This window comes from Pseudomonas sp. PvP100, from assembly GCF_017833055.1.
Classification (GTDB): domain Bacteria; phylum Pseudomonadota; class Gammaproteobacteria; order Pseudomonadales; family Pseudomonadaceae; genus Aquipseudomonas; species Aquipseudomonas syringae.
Genome location: NZ_JAFIBO010000001.1, coordinates 3,903,120 through 3,922,500, shown reverse-complemented (window position 1 = coordinate 3,922,500; position 19,381 = coordinate 3,903,120). Strand labels below are relative to the sequence as shown.

At 54.7% G+C, this 19,381-nt stretch carries 13 protein-coding genes, 4 tRNA genes and 2 rRNA genes; all 19 read left to right on the top strand.

The window, feature by feature from the left end:
* Positions 1 to 179 precede the first annotated feature (179 nt).
* The 19 genes from JOE39_RS16805 (at position 180) to rpsG (ending at position 19,370) form a co-directional block, all read left to right on the top strand.
* Positions 180 to 3,072: ribosomal RNA gene (locus JOE39_RS16805) — 23S ribosomal RNA — on the top strand.
* A 158-nt stretch (positions 3,073 to 3,230) separates the two neighbouring features.
* Positions 3,231 to 3,346, top strand: a 5S ribosomal RNA gene (rrf, locus tag JOE39_RS16800).
* A gap of 148 nt (positions 3,347 to 3,494) precedes the next feature.
* A complete protein-coding gene (birA, locus tag JOE39_RS16795; RefSeq protein WP_003317116.1) occupies positions 3,495 to 4,454 on the top strand; it encodes a bifunctional biotin--[acetyl-CoA-carboxylase] ligase/biotin operon repressor BirA in 960 nt (319 codons plus the stop codon).
* The gene (locus tag JOE39_RS16790) at positions 4,444 to 5,193 is read left to right on the top strand and encodes a pantothenate kinase (protein ID WP_003426583.1); all 750 of its coding nucleotides are present in this window, start codon (positions 4,444 to 4,446) and stop codon (positions 5,191 to 5,193) included. Before birA ends, JOE39_RS16790 begins: the two co-directional genes overlap by 11 nt.
* 7 nt (positions 5,194 to 5,200) lie before the next feature.
* On the top strand, positions 5,201 to 5,629 hold the full coding sequence (locus tag JOE39_RS16785) for a hypothetical protein (RefSeq protein WP_003391762.1): 429 nt from the start codon (positions 5,201 to 5,203) through the stop codon (positions 5,627 to 5,629).
* Positions 5,630 to 5,771: 142 nt separating this feature from the next.
* A tRNA-Tyr gene (locus tag JOE39_RS16780) sits at positions 5,772 to 5,856 on the top strand.
* Between the two features lie 24 nt (positions 5,857 to 5,880).
* Positions 5,881 to 5,954: transfer RNA gene (locus tag JOE39_RS16775), tRNA-Gly, on the top strand.
* Positions 5,955 to 5,980: 26 nt separating this feature from the next.
* A tRNA-Thr gene (locus JOE39_RS16770) sits at positions 5,981 to 6,056 on the top strand.
* Between the two features lie 165 nt (positions 6,057 to 6,221).
* Positions 6,222 to 6,297 (top strand) — tRNA-Trp (locus JOE39_RS16765).
* A gap of 46 nt (positions 6,298 to 6,343) precedes the next feature.
* Entirely contained in the window at positions 6,344 to 6,712 is a 369-nt protein-coding gene (gene secE, locus JOE39_RS16760; RefSeq protein WP_002555502.1) for a preprotein translocase subunit SecE, read from the top strand.
* A 9-nt stretch (positions 6,713 to 6,721) separates the two neighbouring features.
* On the top strand, positions 6,722 to 7,255 hold the full coding sequence (nusG, locus tag JOE39_RS16755) for a transcription termination/antitermination protein NusG (protein WP_003317113.1): 534 nt from the start codon (positions 6,722 to 6,724) through the stop codon (positions 7,253 to 7,255).
* A gap of 118 nt (positions 7,256 to 7,373) precedes the next feature.
* Entirely contained in the window at positions 7,374 to 7,805 is a 432-nt protein-coding gene (gene rplK, locus JOE39_RS16750; RefSeq protein ID WP_002555500.1) for a 50S ribosomal protein L11, read from the top strand.
* Positions 7,805 to 8,500: a 50S ribosomal protein L1 gene (gene rplA, locus JOE39_RS16745; protein WP_003317112.1), complete on the top strand. Its 696-nt coding sequence runs from the start codon at positions 7,805 to 7,807 to the stop codon at positions 8,498 to 8,500. Before rplK ends, rplA begins: the two co-directional genes overlap by 1 nt.
* Before the next feature lie 201 nt (positions 8,501 to 8,701).
* Positions 8,702 to 9,202 carry a 50S ribosomal protein L10 gene (gene rplJ / locus JOE39_RS16740; protein WP_002555498.1) on the top strand — a complete coding sequence of 167 codons (501 nt, stop codon included), beginning with the start codon at positions 8,702 to 8,704 and terminating at the stop codon, positions 9,200 to 9,202.
* Positions 9,203 to 9,281: 79 nt separating this feature from the next.
* Positions 9,282 to 9,647 carry a 50S ribosomal protein L7/L12 gene (rplL, locus tag JOE39_RS16735; RefSeq protein ID WP_003317111.1) on the top strand — a complete coding sequence of 122 codons (366 nt, stop codon included), beginning with the start codon at positions 9,282 to 9,284 and terminating at the stop codon, positions 9,645 to 9,647.
* A gap of 221 nt (positions 9,648 to 9,868) precedes the next feature.
* A complete protein-coding gene (gene rpoB, locus JOE39_RS16730) occupies positions 9,869 to 13,942 on the top strand; it encodes a DNA-directed RNA polymerase subunit beta (RefSeq protein ID WP_003317110.1) in 4,074 nt (1,357 codons plus the stop codon).
* A 64-nt stretch (positions 13,943 to 14,006) separates the two neighbouring features.
* Positions 14,007 to 18,206, top strand: a complete 4,200-nt coding sequence (rpoC, locus tag JOE39_RS16725; RefSeq protein WP_003391781.1) for a DNA-directed RNA polymerase subunit beta' — start codon at positions 14,007 to 14,009, stop codon at positions 18,204 to 18,206.
* A 199-nt stretch (positions 18,207 to 18,405) separates the two neighbouring features.
* Positions 18,406 to 18,777, top strand: a complete 372-nt coding sequence (rpsL, locus tag JOE39_RS16720) for a 30S ribosomal protein S12 (protein ID WP_002555494.1) — start codon at positions 18,406 to 18,408, stop codon at positions 18,775 to 18,777.
* A gap of 122 nt (positions 18,778 to 18,899) precedes the next feature.
* Entirely contained in the window at positions 18,900 to 19,370 is a 471-nt protein-coding gene (gene rpsG, locus JOE39_RS16715; protein WP_002555493.1) for a 30S ribosomal protein S7, read from the top strand.
* The last annotated feature ends 11 nt before the right edge of the window (positions 19,371 to 19,381 follow it).

Sequence of the window (19,381 nt, the reverse complement as noted above, 5' to 3'; positions counted from 1 at the left end):
AATGTTGATTTCTAGTCTTTGATTAGATCGTTCTTTAAAAATTTGGGTATGTGATAGAAAGAAATATAGACCGGGCACCTCTTTCACTGGTGTGTGTCCGGGCTAAGGTAAAGTTTGTGAAATGCAAACTTTCGGCGAATGTCGTCTTCACAGTATAACCAGATTGCTTGGGGTTATATGGTCAAGTGAAGAAGCGCATACGGTGGATGCCTTGGCAGTCAGAGGCGATGAAAGACGTGGTAGCCTGCGAAAAGCTTCGGGGAGTCGGCAAACAGACTGTGATCCGGAGATGTCTGAATGGGGGAACCCAGCCATCATAAGATGGTTATCTTGTACTGAATACATAGGTGCAAGAGGCGAACCAGGGGAACTGAAACATCTAAGTACCCTGAGGAAAAGAAATCAACCGAGATTCCCTTAGTAGTGGCGAGCGAACGGGGACCAGCCCTTAAGTTGTATTGAGATTAGCGGAACGTTCTGGAAAGGACGGCCATAGTGGGTGATAGCCCCGTACGCGAAAATCCCTTTGCAATGAAATCGAGTAGGACGGGGCACGAGAAACCTTGTCTGAATATGGGGGGACCATCCTCCAAGGCTAAATACTACTGACTGACCGATAGTGAACCAGTACCGTGAGGGAAAGGCGAAAAGAACCGCGGAGAGCGGAGTGAAATAGATCCTGAAACCGTATGCGTACAAGCAGTGGGAGCCCACTTGTTGGGTGACTGCGTACCTTTTGTATAATGGGTCAGCGACTTATTTTCAGTGGCGAGCTTAACCGAATAGGGGAGGCGTAGCGAAAGCGAGTCTTAATAGGGCGTCTAGTCGCTGGGAATAGACCCGAAACCGGGCGATCTATCCATGGGCAGGTTGAAGGTTGGGTAACACTAACTGGAGGACCGAACCGACTACCGTTGAAAAGTTAGCGGATGACCTGTGGATCGGAGTGAAAGGCTAATCAAGCTCGGAGATAGCTGGTTCTCCTCGAAAGCTATTTAGGTAGCGCCTCATGTATCACTGTAGGGGGTAGAGCACTGTTTCGGCTAGGGGGTCATCCCGACTTACCAAACCGATGCAAACTCCGAATACCTACAAGTGCCGAGCATGGGAGACACACGGCGGGTGCTAACGTCCGTCGTGAAAAGGGAAACAACCCAGACCGTCAGCTAAGGTCCCAAAGTCATGGTTAAGTGGGAAACGATGTGGGAAGGCTTAGACAGCTAGGAGGTTGGCTTAGAAGCAGCCACCCTTTAAAGAAAGCGTAATAGCTCACTAGTCGAGTCGGCCTGCGCGGAAGATGTAACGGGGCTCAAACCATGCACCGAAGCTACGGGTATCATCTTTTGATGATGCGGTAGAGGAGCGTTCTGTAAGCCTGTGAAGGTGAGTTGAGAAGCTTGCTGGAGGTATCAGAAGTGCGAATGCTGACATGAGTAACGACAATGGGTGTGAAAAACACCCACGCCGAAAGACCAAGGTTTCCTGCGCAACGTTAATCGACGCAGGGTTAGTCGGTCCCTAAGGCGAGGCTGAAAAGCGTAGTCGATGGAAAACAGGTTAATATTCCTGTACTTCTGGTTATTGCGATGGAGGGACGGAGAAGGCTAGGCCAGCCTGGCGTTGGTTGTCCAGGTTTAAGGTGGTAGGCTGAGATCTTAGGTAAATCCGGGATCTTAAGGCCGAGAGCTGATGACGAGTGTTCTTTTAGAACACGAAGTGGTTGATGCCATGCTTCCAAGAAAAGCTTCTAAGCTTCAGGTAACCAGGAACCGTACCCCAAACCGACACAGGTGGTTGGGTAGAGAATACCAAGGCGCTTGAGAGAACTCGGGTGAAGGAACTAGGCAAAATGGCACCGTAACTTCGGGAGAAGGTGCGCCGGTGGAGGTGAAGCATTTACTGCGTAAGCCCCTGCCGGTCGAAGATACCAGGCCGCTGCGACTGTTTATTAAAAACACAGCACTCTGCAAACACGAAAGTGGACGTATAGGGTGTGACGCCTGCCCGGTGCCGGAAGGTTAATTGATGGGGTTAGCGCAAGCGAAGCTCTTGATCGAAGCCCCGGTAAACGGCGGCCGTAACTATAACGGTCCTAAGGTAGCGAAATTCCTTGTCGGGTAAGTTCCGACCTGCACGAATGGCGTAACGATGGCGGCGCTGTCTCCACCCGAGACTCAGTGAAATTGAAATCGCTGTGAAGATGCAGTGTATCCGCGGCTAGACGGAAAGACCCCGTGAACCTTTACTATAGCTTTGCACTGGACTTTGAATTTGCTTGTGTAGGATAGGTGGGAGGCTTTGAAGCGTGGACGCCAGTCTGCGTGGAGCCAACCTTGAAATACCACCCTGGCAACTTTGAGGTTCTAACTCAGGTCCGTTATCCGGATCGAGGACAGTGTATGGTGGGTAGTTTGACTGGGGCGGTCTCCTCCTAAAGAGTAACGGAGGAGTACGAAGGTGCGCTCAGACCGGTCGGAAATCGGTCGTAGAGTATAAAGGCAAAAGCGCGCTTGACTGCGAGACAGACACGTCGAGCAGGTACGAAAGTAGGTCTTAGTGATCCGGTGGTTCTGTATGGAAGGGCCATCGCTCAACGGATAAAAGGTACTCCGGGGATAACAGGCTGATACCGCCCAAGAGTTCATATCGACGGCGGTGTTTGGCACCTCGATGTCGGCTCATCACATCCTGGGGCTGAAGCCGGTCCCAAGGGTATGGCTGTTCGCCATTTAAAGTGGTACGCGAGCTGGGTTTAGAACGTCGTGAGACAGTTCGGTCCCTATCTGCCGTGGACGTTTGAGATTTGAGAGGGGCTGCTCCTAGTACGAGAGGACCGGAGTGGACGAACCTCTGGTGTTCCGGTTGTCACGCCAGTGGCATTGCCGGGTAGCTATGTTCGGAAAAGATAACCGCTGAAAGCATCTAAGCGGGAAACTTGCCTCAAGATGAGATCTCACTGGAACCTTGAGTTCCCTAAAGGGCCGTCGAAGACTACGACGTTGATAGGTTGGGTGTGTAAGCGCTGTGAGGCGTTGAGCTAACCAATACTAATTGCCCGTGAGGCTTGACCATATAACACCCAAGCAATTTGCGTCGAACGACCAGATTGCGGTGACTGTGAAGATGACACGAACCGAAAGTTTGCGTCACGAACGACACCTGAACCAGCTTGCTATCACATACCCGATTTGCTGAAGCGCGCCGCAGGGCACGATTCGGTACCCGAATTTCTTGACGACCATAGAACATTGGAACCACCTGATCCCATCCCGAACTCAGTAGTGAAACGATGTATCGCCGATGGTAGTGTGGGGTTTCCCCATGTGAGAGTAGGTCATCGTCAAGATTAAATTCCAGAAACCCTCATCGCTTACGCGTTGAGGGTTTTTGTTTGTCTGGTGCCTGCAAAAAACCAGCGTGAAAACACGTTTTCGTTTCTATGCATCATGCTTCTGCGTGGCTATGATGCGTGCCTTATTGCCAGGCGATTCCAAATGCTGACCTTGTTAAAGCTTCTTGCCGATGGTGCGTTTCATTCTGGGCAGGTATTGGGCGATGCTCTCGGCATAAGTCGCAGTGCTGTCTGGAAGCAGCTTCAGCAGCTTGAGGCGGACCTGGGCATAGATGTCCACAAGGTGCGTGGTCGTGGTTACAGACTCGCAGCGCCTATTTCTCTTCTAAGTCCTGCCGGTATCGAGCAGTCAGGCTTTCCTGCCAACTGGTCTGTACGCACTTACGATTCCATCGACTCGACCAACGCTGAGGCCGCACGTCTGATCACTCAAGGCGTTGCCATGCCTGTACTGGTGGTGGCCGAGCAGCAGACCTCCGGAAGAGGGCGGCGTGGTCGAAAGTGGGTAAGTCCATTTGCTGAAAACCTGTATTACAGCCTGGTCCTGCGCATCGATGGCGGGATGCGTCAGCTGGAAGGCCTCAGCTTGCTGGTGGGGCTCGCGGTAATGAATGTGCTGCGTGATATGGGCGTGCAGGGCGCAGGCCTTAAATGGCCAAACGACGTGCTCGTTGGCAGGCAGAAGATCGCCGGCATTTTGCTCGAACTGATTGGCGATCCGGCGGACGTGTGTCATGTGATCATCGGGATAGGGGTGAACGTAAACATGCGCTCCACCAGCGAGGTCGATCAGCTGTGGACGTCGGTCAGACTCGAAACAGGCGGCCTTGTTGATCGCAATCAGGTCGCTGCTCGTATAAGCACACAGCTTGAGGCTCTCATGACGGTTCATCGCAAGGAAGGCTTTGCGGCATTTCAGAAGGAGTGGGAGCGCGGGCATTTGTGGCAGGGGGCTGCAGTCAAGTTGCTCTCGGGAGTAGGTGTCGTGGAGGGAGTGGTGTTAGGGGTCGACTCGCTTGGAGCGCTGCGGTTGGAAGTCAATGGTGTGGAAAAAAGCTTTAGTGGTGGAGAGCTGAGCCTGAGGTTGCGAGATGATTCTTGAGCTCGATTGTGGCAACAGCTTCATTAAGTGGCGTATTACCGCTAAAAGCGATGCAGCAGTGGTCAGCGTTGGTGTCGTTGACTCTGACGCAGCCTTGTTGGAGCACCTGCGTAATTTACCGGACACAACGTTCAGCGACTGCCGTCTGGTAAGTGTCCGAAGTGCCGAAGAAACGGCGCGTCTGGTTTCCGTGCTGGCTGACGCGTTCTCCGTTGCCCCGGTCTGCGCAGTGCCTGCCCGTGAGCTGGGAGGAGTGATTAACGGCTATGACGATTTCGAGCGTCTCGGCCTGGATCGCTGGCTGGCTTTCGTGGGTGCGTACCACCTTGTCAAGCGTGCATGCCTGGTGATTGATCTGGGCACCGCAGTGACATCTGATTTCGTCGACGCCGACGGCGCGCATCTTGGTGGTTTCATCTGTCCAGGGATGCCCTTGATGCGCAATCAGTTGCGCACCCATACCCGTCGCATCAGATATGACGATACAGAGGCGGAAAGGGCTTTGGTTCGTCTCGTTCCCGGGCGTGCAACCGCAGAAGCCGTAGAGCGTGGTTGCTCGCTGATGCTTCGGGGGTTCGCAGTGACTCAGGTCGAGATAGCTCGTGGGTATTGGGGTGAGGACTTTGCTATTTTTGTGACTGGCGGGGACGCTGCCTTGGTTGCGGATGTGCTGCCGGGAGCTCGTATCGTTCCTGATCTGGTCTTCGTGGGGCTGGCTCTCGCCTGCCCTTTGCGCTGAGGTCTCTATGCGTTGGTTATTTCTTCTGCTGTTGATGCTTAATGCCTTTTATTACATCTGGCATCAGCAGGAGGCTCCGCTCAGGGCCAAAGAGGTCATGCCCTTGTCGTTGCACCGTGCTTCTCAGCAGGATATTCGTCTGCTCAGCGAATCGGATGCCGGGCGGGTGTCCCACGATCGTGACGCCCAATGTCTGTACGTCGGTGGCTTTGCCAGGCAAGAGGATGCGCGCTTGGTAGAGCAGCGATTGAACAGTCTGGATATCCAGTCTCAATTTCAGCCCTTGCAAACGAGCGGGGCGACCGCCTACTGGCTGAAAATCGCCCCGGAAAGTCGACGCCTTGTCGAAGCTGGCTTGATCAGTCAGCTGGGTCAGGATTTCCCGCAATTAAAAAATCAAATAATGTCGTGCGAGGGCATTGCAACTGCTGATTAGTTTACATAGAATGGCGCCCGCTTCGCAGTGAGGTGAAAGTCTCACGAACGGAGTGATAGTAGTCAACGCATGTAACCTCAGGTTTTTACTGAGAAAAAGGTTGACAGAAGGGTAGCATGAGTTGAGAATGCTGCCTCGCTTAGGAGGGGTTCCCGAGCGGCCAAAGGGATCAGACTGTAAATCTGACGTCTACGACTTCGAAGGTTCGAATCCTTCCCCCTCCACCAGATTTAGCACGAGCTGCAAGTTGTGCGGGTATAGTTTAGTGGTAGAACCTCAGCCTTCCAAGCTGATGATGCGGGTTCGATTCCCGCTACCCGCTCCAGGCTTGTGGTTCATGCACCGTGTTTTGCTCTTGTAGCTCAGTTGGTAGAGCACACCCTTGGTAAGGGTGAGGTCAGCGGTTCAAATCCGCTCAAGAGCTCCATTGATAAAGGCAGATATGAAAATATCTGCCTTTGTTTTAGGCGGTTCTGCACTGTGTGCGCCGTCTAAATCTTGTTCGGAGTAAGCTGCCTGTTAGGTGCTCTTCGAATAAGGTGTTGAAAAACTCTCGTCAGGTCCGTATAATGGTCGGCCTGATTTTGCTTTTAGGTCAGTAGCTCAATTGGCAGAGCGACGGTCTCCAAAACCGTAGGTTGGGGGTTCGATTCCCTCCTGACCTGCCAGATTCCCTAGATGTAATCTGGCTTTCTTTTCACAGGATCTCCGTAGATGAATCCCAAGGCTGAAGCATCAGACTCTCGCTTTGATATGCTGAAGTGGCTCCTGGTAGTCGTTTTGGTTGTCGTGGGTGTTGTCGGTAATCAGTATTATTCTGCTGAGCCGATCCTGTATCGCGTTCTCGCTCTCCTTGTGATTGCTGCAGCTGCTGCGTTTGTAGCGCTGCAGACAGGCAAAGGTAAGGCCTTCTTCGTTTTGGCGAAAGAAGCGCGTGCCGAGATCCGTAAAGTCGTATGGCCTACTCGCCAAGAAACCACTCAAACCACACTGATCGTTGTGGCTGTTGTGCTGGTTATGGCGTTGCTGTTGTGGGGGCTTGATTCCCTGCTCGGCTGGCTTGTTTCCTTGATAGTTGGCTAAGGGTGTCCCGTGGCTAAGCGTTGGTACGTAGTGCATGCTTACTCGGGTTACGAGAAGCATGTCATGCGCTCGTTGGTCGAGCGTGTGAAGCTGGCAGGCATGGAAGATGGCTTCGGCGAAATTCTGGTTCCCACTGAAGAAGTGGTTGAAATGCGTAATGGCCAGAAGCGCAAAAGCGAGCGCAAGTTCTTCCCTGGTTATGTGCTTGTTCAGATGGACATGAATGAGGGTACTTGGCACTTGGTCAAGGACACCCCGCGTGTCATGGGCTTCATCGGCGGTACCGCTGATAAGCCAGCTCCCATCACTGATAAAGAGGCAGAAGCGATTCTGCGTCGCGTCGCTGACGGTAGCGACAAGCCGAAGCCGAAAACGCTGTTCGAACCAGGTGAGGTTGTTCGCGTCACCGACGGTCCGTTCGCCGATTTCAATGGCACGGTCGAAGAAGTTAACTACGAAAAGAGCCGGATTCAAGTGGCGGTGCTCATTTTCGGACGCTCTACTCCGGTAGAGCTGGAGTTCAGTCAGGTCGAAAAGGCATAACTGAGCTGGAATCCCATACCCCGCAGCCCAAGGCTGTGGGGTTTTTTCGTCACTGGGATATACGCGTAAGTAACCGGGGAGCCTTTGTTGGCGCTTGAACCCGTAATTGGAGTGCCTCATGGCCAAGAAGATAACCGCATACATCAAGCTGCAAGTGAAAGCCGCTCAGGCTAACCCAAGCCCGCCAGTTGGTCCTGCTCTGGGTCAGCACGGTGTGAACATCATGGAATTCTGCAAAGCGTTCAACGCCCGTACTCAGGGTATTGAGCCAGGCTTGCCGACTCCAGTGATCATCACTGTATACAGCGACCGTAGCTTCACTTTCGAAACAAAAAGTACCCCTGCATCGGTTCTGCTGAAGAAAGCTGCAGGCTTGACCAGCGGCTCGGCTCGCCCGAACACCGTTAAAGTTGGCACCGTGACTCGTGCTCAGCTGGAAGATATCGCTAAAGCAAAAAATGCGGATCTGACTGCAGCTGACATGGAAGCGGCCGTGCGTACCATCGCCGGTTCCGCTCGTAGCATGGGCCTTAACGTGGAGGGTGTGTAATGGCTAAGCTGACCAAGCGTCAAAAGGCAATCGCCGAGAAAATCGAAGCTGGCAAGTCTTACAATTTTGTAGACGCCGCTGCTTTGCTCACCGAGCTGTCGACTGTCAAGTTCAGCGAGTCGATCGACGTCGCTGTCAACCTGGGTGTTGATCCTCGTAAATCCGACCAGGTCGTACGTAGCGCTACCGTACTGCCGCACGGCACCGGTAAAACTGTACGCGTTGCAGTGTTCACCCAGGGCCCTGCTGCTGAAGCTGCTCTGGCTGCCGGCGCTGACCGTGTTGGTATGGACGATCTGGCCGCTGAAATGAAAGCTGGCGATCTGAACTACGACGTCGTTATCGCTTCCCCTGACGCAATGCGCGTTGTGGGTCAGCTGGGTCAGGTTCTCGGTCCTCGCGGTCTGATGCCTAACCCGAAAGTCGGCACCGTTACTCCTGACGTCGCTACCGCCGTCAAGAACGCCAAGGCTGGTCAGGTTCGTTATCGCACCGACAAAAACGGCATCATCCACACTTCCGTTGGCAAGGTCGGTTTCGACGCTGTCAAGCTGAAGGAAAACGTTGAAGCCCTGATCGCTGATCTGAAGCGTATCAAGCCTGCTTCTTCGAAAGGTATTTACGTCAAGCGCATCACCCTGAGCACCACTATGGGCCCAGGCCTGGTCATCGACCAGGGTTCGTTGGAAGCGTAAGACAAATGGTACGGTGATCGATTGCCGTACCGTTTGAAAGATTGGGGTCCCTGCCTGGCGGGGGCTATCCAAGACCGTAGGCGACGCAAGTCTTAAACCACAAGCCTACGCAGATGGTGCTCCCGGTTCCTTACCGAATCAGACACCAAAACGACATCTGGCTTCGGTCGGATGAAACGGTAACAAGCAGGAGTTAAACCCGTGGCAATTAAACTCGAAGACAAGAAGGCCATCGTCGCTGAAGTCAACGAGGCTGCCAAAGCTGGTCTGTCCGCTGTCGTGGCTGATGCCCGTGGCGTGACGGTTGGCGCAATGACCGGACTCCGTAAAGAGGCTCGTGAAGCTGGCGTTTACGTACGTGTTGTACGTAACACCCTGCTCAAGCGCGCTGTTGCTGACACTGAATTCAGTGTCCTCAACGACGTGTTCACTGGCCCGACCTTGATCGCGTTCTCCAACGAACATCCTGGCGCTGCTGCCCGTTTGTTCAAGGAATTCGCTAAAGGTCAGGACAAGTTCGAGATCAAGGCAGCTGCGTTCGAGGGCAAGTTCCTCGCAGCTAATCAGATCGATGTACTGGCAAGCCTGCCGACCCGTAACGAAGCAATTTCTCAGCTGATGAGCGTGATTCAAGGCGCTACCAGCAAGTTGGCTCGTACTCTGGCGGCTGTTCGCGACCAAAAAGAAGCAGCTGCAGCCTAAGGCTGAGTCAGATCTTTTCGCGTATTTTTGTTTATTTTGATGGTCGCGTAGGCCGTCCCCCAATTCAGGAAATTGAGTCATGTCCATCTCTCAAGACGATATCCTTAACGCCGTAGCTGAAATGTCCGTTCTGCAAGTTGTAGAGCTGATCAAGGCTTTCGAAGAGAAGTTCGGCGTTACTGCTGCTGCCGGCTCTGCTGGCCCAGCTGCTGCAGCTGCTGTTGTTGAAGAACAAACTGAATTCAACGTCATGCTGCTGGAAGCTGGCGAGAAGAAAGTAAACGTGATCAAGGCAGTTCGTGAACTGACCGGTCTGGGCCTGAAAGAAGCCAAGGCTGTAGTTGACGGCGCTCCTGCCCAGGTTCTGGAAGCAGTGTCGAAAGACGCAGCTGACAAAGCAAAAGCTACCCTGGAAGAAGCAGGCGCTAAAGTCGAGCTGAAATAAGCATCGATTTTGAGTGTCCAGCCCACGCGTTTAGCGAAAGGCTGATGGCTGGTGGCTTTTGCCACCGGCCTTTTTCCGTTATAGACGATTGGCGCTGTCAACGTCTGTAACGTGTGGCATCCACCGATGGCGGTGGCGCAAACCAAGGGGTTTGCAAGATTTTCTGGCTGCTTCCGTCGGGAGGGAGCCAAACAAGCAGGTGACCAAGCTGGGGAACGCTGATGGCTTACTCATATACTGAGAAAAAACGTATCCGCAAGGACTTTAGCAAGTTGCCGGACGTAATGGATGTGCCGTATCTCTTGGCCATCCAGCTGGATTCGTATCGCGAATTCCTGCAGGCGGGAGCGACCAAAGATCAGTTCCGCGACGTCGGTCTGCATGCAGCCTTCAAATCCGTTTTCCCGATCATCAGCTACTCCGGCAATGCTGCGCTGGAGTATGTAGGTTATCGCTTGGGCGAACCGGCATTTGATGTCAAGGAATGCGTGCTGCGCGGTGTGACTTACGCAGTACCTCTGCGAGTCAAGGTCCGTCTGATCATTTTCGACAAAGAATCGTCGAACAAAGCGATCAAGGACATCAAAGAGCAAGAAGTCTACATGGGTGAAATCCCCCTGATGACTGAGAACGGTACCTTTGTAATCAATGGCACCGAGCGCGTTATCGTGTCTCAGCTTCACCGTTCGCCTGGCGTATTCTTCGACCACGACCGTGGCAAGACGCACAGCTCCGGCAAGCTGCTGTACTCCGCTCGTATCATTCCTTACCGCGGTTCGTGGCTGGACTTCGAGTTCGATCCGAAAGACTGCGTATTCGTCCGTATCGACCGTCGTCGCAAGCTGCCTGCGTCCGTACTTCTGCGCGCTCTGGGTTACACCACCGAGCAAGTGCTTGATGCTTTCTACACCACCAACGTATTCCATGTGCGCGGTGAAAACCTGAGCCTGGAGCTGGTGCCTCAGCGCCTGCGTGGTGAAATTGCCGTTCTGGATATCCTGGACGACAAGGGCAAGGTCATTGTCGAGCAGGGTCGTCGTATCACTGCCCGTCACATCAACCAGCTGGAAAAGGCCGGGATCAAAGAGCTGGAAGTGCCTCTGGACTACGTCCTGGGTCGTACTACAGCCAAGGTCATCGTGCATCCGGCAACCGGTGAGATCATTGCCGAGTGCAACACCGAGCTGAACACCGAAATCCTGGCCAAGATCGCCAAGGCTCAGGTTGTTCGTATCGAAACGTTGTACACCAACGACATCGATTGCGGTCCGTTCGTCTCCGACACACTGAAGATCGACTCCACCAGCAACCAACTGGAAGCGCTGGTCGAGATCTATCGCATGATGCGTCCTGGCGAGCCGCCAACCAAGGATGCCGCTGAAACACTGTTCAACAACCTGTTCTTCAGCCCTGAGCGCTACGACCTGTCTGCTGTAGGCCGTATGAAGTTCAACCGTCGTATCGGTCGTACCGAAATCGAAGGCTCGGGCGTGCTGTGCAAGGAAGACATCGTAGCGGTCCTCAAGACCCTCGTTGATATCCGTAACGGCAAAGGCATCGTCGATGACATCGACCACCTCGGTAACCGTCGCGTTCGTTGCGTTGGCGAGATGGCCGAGAACCAGTTCCGTGTTGGTCTGGTCCGTGTCGAGCGCGCTGTTAAAGAACGTCTGTCCATGGCAGAAAGCGAAGGCCTGATGCCTCAGGACCTGATCAACGCCAAACCTGTTGCGGCGGCGGTCAAAGAGTTCTTCGGTTCCAGCCAGCTTTCCCAGTTCATGGACCAGAACAACCCGCTGTCCGAGATCACGCACAAGCGTCGTGTTTCCGCACTCGGCCCTGGCGGTCTGACGCGTGAGCGCGCTGGCTTTGAAGTTCGAGACGTTCACCCGACTCACTACGGCCGTGTGTGCCCGATCGAGACGCCTGAAGGTCCGAACATCGGTCTGATCAACTCCTTGGCAGCCTATGCGCGCACCAACCAGTACGGCTTCCTCGAGAGCCCGTACCGTGTGGTCAAGGAAGGTCTGGTCACCGAAGAGATCGTCTTCCTTTCGGCGATCGAAGAAGCGGACCACGTCATTGCCCAGGCTTCGGCCGCAATGAACGACAAGCAAGAGCTGATCGACGAGCTGGTTGCTGTGCGTCACTTGAACGAATTCACCGTCAAGGCGCCAGCCGATGTCACCCTGATGGACGTTTCGCCCAAGCAGGTTGTCTCGGTAGCCGCATCGCTGATTCCGTTCCTCGAGCACGATGACGCCAACCGTGCGTTGATGGGTTCGAACATGCAGCGTCAGGCTGTTCCTACTCTGCGTGCCGACAAGCCGCTGGTAGGTACTGGCATGGAGCGCAACGTTGCTCGCGACTCCGGCGTTTGCGTCGTGGCTCGTCGTGGTGGTGTGATCGACTCGGTTGACGCCAGCCGTATCGTTGTTCGCGTTGCCGATGATGAAGTTGAAACAGGTGAGGCGGGTGTAGACATCTACAACCTGACCAAATACACCCGTTCGAACCAGAACACCTGCATCAACCAGCGTCCGCTGGTCAGCAAGGGTGACCGTGTTCAGCGTAGCGACATCATGGCCGACGGCCCGTCCACCGATATGGGTGAACTGGCGCTGGGTCAGAACATGCGCATCGCGTTCATGGCCTGGAACGGTTTCAACTTCGAAGACTCCATCTGTCTTTCTGAGCGTGTCGTTCAGGAAGACCGCTTCACCACGATCCACATTCAGGAACTGACCTGTGTGGCGCGTGACACCAAGCTTGGGCCAGAGGAAATCACAGCTGACATCCCTAACGTGGGTGAAGCTGCTCTGAACAAGCTGGACGAAGCGGGTATCGTTTATGTAGGTGCCGAAGTCGGCGCCGGCGACATCCTGGTCGGTAAGGTCACTCCGAAAGGCGAGACCCAGCTGACTCCGGAAGAAAAACTGTTGCGCGCGATCTTCGGTGAGAAGGCCAGCGACGTTAAAGACACCTCCCTGCGTGTACCAACCGGTACCAAAGGTACTGTCATTGACGTTCAGGTCTTCACCCGTGACGGTGTCGAGCGTGATGCGCGTGCCCTGTCCATCGAGAAATCGCAACTCGACGAGATCCGCAAGGATCTGAACGAAGAGTTCCGTATTGTCGAAGGCGCTACTTTCGAACGTCTGCGCTCTGCGCTGGTGGGTCGTGTAGCTGAAGGCGGCGCTGGCCTCAAAAAGGGCCAGGAAATCACCAACGAAGTGCTTGATGGTCTTGAGCATGGTCAGTGGTTCAAGCTGCGCATGGCTGAAGATGCTCTCAACGAGCAGCTCGAAAAGGCTCAGGCCTACATCGTCGATCGTCGCCGTCTTCTGGATGACAAGTTCGAAGACAAGAAACGCAAACTGCAGCAGGGCGATGACCTGGCTCCAGGCGTTCTGAAAATCGTCAAGGTCTACCTGGCAATCCGTCGCCGCATCCAGCCGGGCGACAAGATGGCCGGTCGTCACGGTAACAAGGGTGTGGTCTCTGTGATCATGCCGGTTGAAGACATGCCGCACGATGCCAATGGCACGCCGGTCGATATCGTCCTCAACCCGCTGGGCGTACCTTCGCGTATGAACGTTGGTCAGATTCTCGAAACCCACCTGGGCCTCGCGGCCAAAGGTCTGGGCGAGAAGATCAACCGCATGCTCGAAGAGCAGCGTAAAGTTGCTGAGCTGCGCAAGTTCCTCAACGAGATCTATAACGAAATCGGCGGTCGTCAGGAGTCTCTGGAAGACCTCACCGACAACGAGATTCTGGACCTCGCGAAGAACCTGCGTAACGGCGTACCGATGGCTACCCCGGTTTTCGACGGTGCCAAGGAAAGCGAAATCAAGGCAATGCTCAAGCTGGCAGATATGCCGGAAAGCGGCCAGATGCAGCTGTTCGACGGTCGTACCGGCAACAAGTTTGAACGTGCTGTAACGGTTGGCTACATGTACATGCTGAAGCTGAACCACTTGGTGGACGACAAGATGCACGCGCGTTCCACTGGTTCGTACAGCCTGGTTACCCAGCAGCCGCTGGGTGGTAAGGCACAGTTCGGTGGTCAGCGTTTCGGGGAGATGGAAGTGTGGGCGCTGGAAGCATACGGCGCGGCGTACACTCTGCAGGAAATGCTCACAGTGAAGTCGGACGATGTGAACGGTCGTACCAAGATGTACAAAAACATCGTGGACGGCGATCACCGTATGGAGCCGGGCATGCCCGAGTCTTTCAACGTGTTGATCAAAGAAATCCGTTCGCTCGGTATCGATATCGATCTGGAAACCGAATAACACGTGACGCGAATCGGGGGTAGGGCGGTACTGCCTGCTCCCTGCTCCGCCAGGAGGAAAAGCCTTGAAAGACCTACTGAATTTGCTGAAAAACCAGGGTCAAGTCGAAGAGTTCGACGCAATCCGTATCGGACTTGCATCGCCTGAGATGATCCGCTCTTGGTCGTTCGGTGAAGTTAAAAAGCCGGAAACCATCAACTACCGTACGTTCAAGCCTGAGCGTGACGGTCTGTTCTGCGCCAAGATCTTTGGCCCGGTAAAAGATTACGAGTGCCTGTGCGGTAAGTACAAGCGCCTGAAGCACCGTGGTGTCATCTGCGAAAAGTGCGGTGTTGAAGTAGCACTGGCCAAGGTTCGTCGCGAGCGCATGGCTCACATCGAGCTGGCTTCGCCGGTTGCCCACATCTGGTTCCTGAAATCGCTGCCGTCCCGTATCGGTTTGCTGATGGACATGACCCTGCGTGATATCGAACGTGTTCTCTACTTTGAGAGCTACGTCGTTATCGATCCAGGCATGACCACCCTTGAAAAAGGTCAGCTGCTGAACGACGAGCAGTACTTCGAAGCCCTCGAAGAGTTCGGTGACGACTTCGATGCCCGCATGGGTGCCGAGGCTGTCCGCGAGCTGCTGCACGCTATTGATCTGGAACACGAAATTGGCCGACTGCGCGAAGAAATTCCGCAAACCAATTCCGAGACCAAAATCAAGAAGCTGTCCAAGCGTCTGAAATTGATGGAAGCCTTCCAGGGTTCCGGCAACCTTCCTGAGTGGATGGTGCTGACCGTTCTGCCGGTCCTGCCGCCAGATCTGCGTCCTCTGGTTCCGCTTGACGGTGGCCGTTTCGCGACGTCCGACCTTAACGATCTGTATCGTCGAGTGATCAACCGTAACAACCGTCTGAAGCGTCTGCTGGATCTGTCCGCTCCCGATATCATCGTGCGCAACGAAAAGCGCATGCTGCAGGAAGCGGTCGATGCACTGCTCGACAACGGCCGTCGCGGTCGCGCGATCACTGGTTCGAACAAGCGTCCTCTGAAATCCCTGGCTGACATGATCAAGGGTAAGCAGGGTCGTTTCCGTCAGAACTTGCTCGGTAAGCGTGTTGACTACTCGGGTCGTTCGGTAATTACCGTAGGTCCGACCCTGCGTCTGCACCAGTGCGGTCTGCCGAAGAAGATGGCTCTCGAGCTGTTCAAACCGTTCATTTTTGGCAAGCTGGAAATGCGTGGCCTGGCTACGACCATCAAAGCTGCCAAGAAGATGGTCGAGCGCGAGCTGCCAGAGGTCTGGGACGTTCTTGCTGAAGTGATTCGCGAACACCCGGTGCTTCTGAACCGTGCGCCTACGCTTCACCGTCTGGGCATCCAGGCGTTTGAACCGGTACTGATCGAAGGTAAAGCTATTCAGCTGCACCCGCTGGTCTGTGCTGCGTACAACGCCGACTTCGACGGTGACCAGATGGCCGTTCACGTGCCTCTGACGCTGGAAGCTCAGCTCGAAGCGCGCGCGCTGATGATGTCGACCAACAACATTCTGTCGCCAGCCAACGGTGAGCCAATCATCGTTCCTTCGCAGGACGTTGTACTGGGTCTGTACTACATGACTCGCGAAGCGATCAACGCCAAGGGCGAAGGTCGTGTATTTGCGGATCTGCAGGAAGTCGACCGCGTATTCCGCGCCGGCGAAGCGGCCCTGCACGCCAAGGTCAAGGTTCGTATCCACGAAACGGTCAACGACCGTGATGGTGGCAGCGTCAAGAACACCCGTATCGTCGACACCACTGTCGGCCGTGCGCTGCTGTTCCAGGTGGTTCCGGCCGGCCTGTCATACGACGTCGTCAACCAGCCGATGAAGAAGAAGGCGATCTCCAAGCTAATCAACCAGTGCTATCGCGTGGTTGGCCTGAAAGAGACCGTTATTTTCGCTGACCAGTTGATGTACACCGGTTTTGCCTACTCGACCATTTCGGGTGTTTCCATCGGCGTTAACGACTTCGTTATCCCTGATGAAAAAGCTCGCATCATCGACGCGGCCACCGAAGAAGTTAAAGAGATCGAAAGTCAGTACGCCTCCGGCCTGGTAACCCAGGGCGAGAAGTACAACAAGGTAATCGACCTTTGGTCCAAGGCGAACGACGAAGTCTCGAAAGCGATGATGTCGAACCTGTCCAAAGAACGCGTTATCGACCGTCACGGCGTCGAAGTTGATCAGGAATCCTTCAACTCGATGTACATGATGGCTGACTCCGGGGCGCGTGGTTCTGCTGCCCAGATTCGTCAGCTGGCCGGTATGCGTGGTCTGATGGCCAAGCCTGACGGCTCCATCATCGAAACGCCGATCACTGCGAACTTCCGTGAAGGTTTGAGCGTACTTCAGTACTTCATCTCTACTCACGGTGCTCGTAAGGGTCTTGCGGATACCGCGTTGAAAACCGCTAACTCCGGTTATCTGACTCGTCGTCTGGTAGACGTCGCGCAGGATCTGGTGGTTACCGAGGTTGATTGCGGTACCGAGCACGGTCTGCTGATGACTCCGCACATTGAAGGCGGTGACGTTGTAGAGCCGCTGGGTGAGCGCGTACTGGGTCGAGTCATTGCCCGTGACGTGTTCAAGCCGGGTACAGAAGAGGTCATCGTGCCTGCTGGCACGCTGGTAGACGAGAAGTGGGTCGAGTTCATCGAGCTGAACAGCATCGACGAAGTCATCGTGCGTTCGCCAATCAGCTGTGAAACCCGCTACGGCATCTGCGCCAAGTGCTACGGTCGCGACCTGGCACGCGGTCACCAGGTCAACATCGGTGAAGCTGTCGGCGTAATCGCTGCACAGTCGATCGGTGAGCCGGGTACCCAGCTGACAATGCGTACGTTCCACATCGGTGGCGCGGCAAGCCGGACCTCGGCAGCCGACAGCGTTCAGGTGAAGAATGGCGGTACTGTCCGTCTGCACAACCTGAAGCACGTCGAGCGTGTTGACGGTCACCTGGTTGCGGTATCCCGCTCCGGTGAGCTGGCAATCGCAGATGACTTCGGTCGCGAGCGTGAGCGTTACAAGCTGCCATACGGTGCAGTGATTTCGGTGAAGGAAGGCGACAAGGTCGACGCTGGCTCTATCGTGGCCAAGTGGGATCCGCACACTCACCCAATCGTCACCGAGATGAAAGGTACTGTTACCTACGTAGGCATGGAAGAAGGCATCACGATCAAGCGTCAGACAGACGAATTGACCGGTATGACCAACATTGAAGTGCTCGACGCCAAAGACCGCCCGGCTGCCGGCAAGGACATTCGTCCTGCTGTGAAGATGGTCGGTCTGGATGGCAAGGATCTGCTGCTGCCAGGTACTGACGTACCGGCTCAGTACTTCCTGCCGGCCAACGCACTTGTTGGTGTTGCTGACGGTGCGCAGATCGCGATCGGTGATGTTATCGCTCGTATTCCGCAGGAAACTTCGAAGACTCGTGACATCACCGGTGGTCTGCCGCGTGTTGCCGACCTGTTCGAAGCGCGTCGTCCGAAAGAGGCGTCGATCCTTGCAGAAGTCAGCGGTACCATCGCATTCGGTAAAGAGACCAAAGGCAAGCGCCGTCTGGTCATTACCCCGAACGACGGTAGCGATCCGTACGAGGAGCTGATTCCGAAGTGGCGTCACCTGAACGTCTTCGAAGGCGAGCAAGTGAACCGCGGCGAAGTTATCTCCGACGGCCCGAGCGATCCACACGACATCCTGCGTCTGCTGGGTGTGAGTGCGCTGGCCAAGTACATCGTCAACGAGATTCAGGACGTATACCGTCTGCAAGGCGTGAAGATCAACGACAAGCACATCGAGACGATTCTGCGTCAGATGCTGCGTAAGGTTGAGATTGCCGAGTCTGGCGATTCCAGTTTCATCAAGGGCGACCAGATGGAATTGACTCACGTACTGGTAGAAAACGAGCGTTTGAGCACGGAAGACAAGTTTGTTTCCAAGTTCACTCGCGTGTTGCTGGGTATCACCAAGGCATCGCTGTCCACCGAGTCGTTCATCTCCGCGGCCTCCTTCCAGGAGACAACCCGCGTACTGACCGAAGCGGCTGTGACCGGCAAGCGCGATTACCTGCGCGGCCTGAAGGAAAACGTGGTCGTGGGTCGTCTGATCCCGGCCGGTACCGGTCTGGCTTATCACAGCGAGCGCAAGCGTCGTCGTGAAATGGACAAACCGACCCGTGTCAGCGCGAGCGAAGTAGAAGCGGCTCTGACGGAAGCGTTGAACTCCAGCGGTAATTGAGACCAGAGCCTCGGCATTTTTCATCTGGCAGGCAGCACGTTATCGTGTTGTTTGCCCGGTGAGGACGTCGGGGCTTTGTCTTGACTGGGGGCGGGATCCTCTTTAGACTCTTGTACCCCTAAATTTGGCGGGGCCTGTGCCCTGTCATTTGCTTTTCTTGTAAGACAATAGCGTCGCAAGACAACAGTGGAGCTAGTAGATGGCAACTATCAACCAGCTGGTACGTCAGCCGCGTAAGCGTATCGTCGAGAAATCCGACGTACCTGCGCTGCAGAACTGCCCGCAACGTCGCGGTGTGTGCACTCGTGTGTATACCACCACGCCGAAAAAACCTAACTCGGCATTGCGTAAAGTCTGCCGTGTGCGCCTGACCAACGGTTTCGAGGTTTCCTCGTACATCGGTGGTGAAGGTCACAACCTGCAAGAACACAGCGTGGTACTGATCCGTGGCGGTCGTGTAAAAGACTTGCCAGGTGTTCGTTATCACACCGTTCGTGGTTCTTTGGATACTTCCGGCGTTAAAGGTCGTAACCAGGGTCGCTCGAAATACGGTACCAAGAAGCCTAAGTAGTTTTTGGCTTCTGTTTGAAATTGCAGATTTCTATTTTTCTGAGTCGATAAGAGTAAGGTCGGGCGCATCCCTTGCAGGATGGTGGTCCCGAGCTAACCTGAAGACCGTTTGAGGGCTTATCCATGCCAAGAAGACGCGTAGCAGCCAAGCGCGAAGTGCTTGACGATCCAAAATACGGCAGCCAGATTCTGGCCAAGTTCATGAACCACGTAATGGAAAGCGGCAAGAAAGCCGTTGCCGAGCGTATCGTTTATGGCGCGCTGGAAAAGGTTAAAGAACGTAAGAACAGCGACCCCCTGGAAATCTTCGAGAAAGCTCTCGACGCCATCGCTCCGCTGGTCGAAGTAAAGTCGCGCCGTGTAGGCGGTGCTACTTACCAGGTTCCTGTCGAAGTTCGTCCGTCCCGTCGTAATGCTCTGGCAATGCGTTGGCTGGTAGACTTCGCGCGCAAGCGCGGTGAGAAGTCAATGGCACTGCGTTTGGCTGGCGAACTGCTGGACGCCGCCGAAGGTAAAGGTGCTGCGGTCAAGAAGCGTGAAGACGTGCACCGTATGGCTGAGGCCAACAAGGCTTTCTCGCACTACCGCTTCTAATTTCAGCGTCA

Bases quoted from the DNA above. Each gene is read 5' to 3' on its own strand.
- birA (WP_003317116.1), top strand. From the start codon at position 3,495: ATGCTGACCTTGTTAAAGCTTCTTGCCGATGGTGCGTTTCATTCTGGG.
- JOE39_RS16790 (WP_003426583.1), top strand. From the start codon at position 4,444: ATGATTCTTGAGCTCGATTGTGGCAACAGCTTCATTAAGTGGCGTATT.
- JOE39_RS16785 (WP_003391762.1), top strand. From the start codon at position 5,201: ATGCGTTGGTTATTTCTTCTGCTGTTGATGCTTAATGCCTTTTATTAC.
- secE (WP_002555502.1), top strand. From the start codon at position 6,344: ATGAATCCCAAGGCTGAAGCATCAGACTCTCGCTTTGATATGCTGAAG.
- rplK (WP_002555500.1), top strand. From the start codon at position 7,374: ATGGCCAAGAAGATAACCGCATACATCAAGCTGCAAGTGAAAGCCGCT.
- rplA (WP_003317112.1), top strand. From the start codon at position 7,805: ATGGCTAAGCTGACCAAGCGTCAAAAGGCAATCGCCGAGAAAATCGAA.
- rplL (WP_003317111.1), top strand. From the start codon at position 9,282: ATGTCCATCTCTCAAGACGATATCCTTAACGCCGTAGCTGAAATGTCC.
- rpoB (WP_003317110.1), top strand. From the start codon at position 9,869: ATGGCTTACTCATATACTGAGAAAAAACGTATCCGCAAGGACTTTAGC.
- rpsL (WP_002555494.1), top strand. From the start codon at position 18,406: ATGGCAACTATCAACCAGCTGGTACGTCAGCCGCGTAAGCGTATCGTC.
- rpsG (WP_002555493.1), top strand. From the start codon at position 18,900: ATGCCAAGAAGACGCGTAGCAGCCAAGCGCGAAGTGCTTGACGATCCA.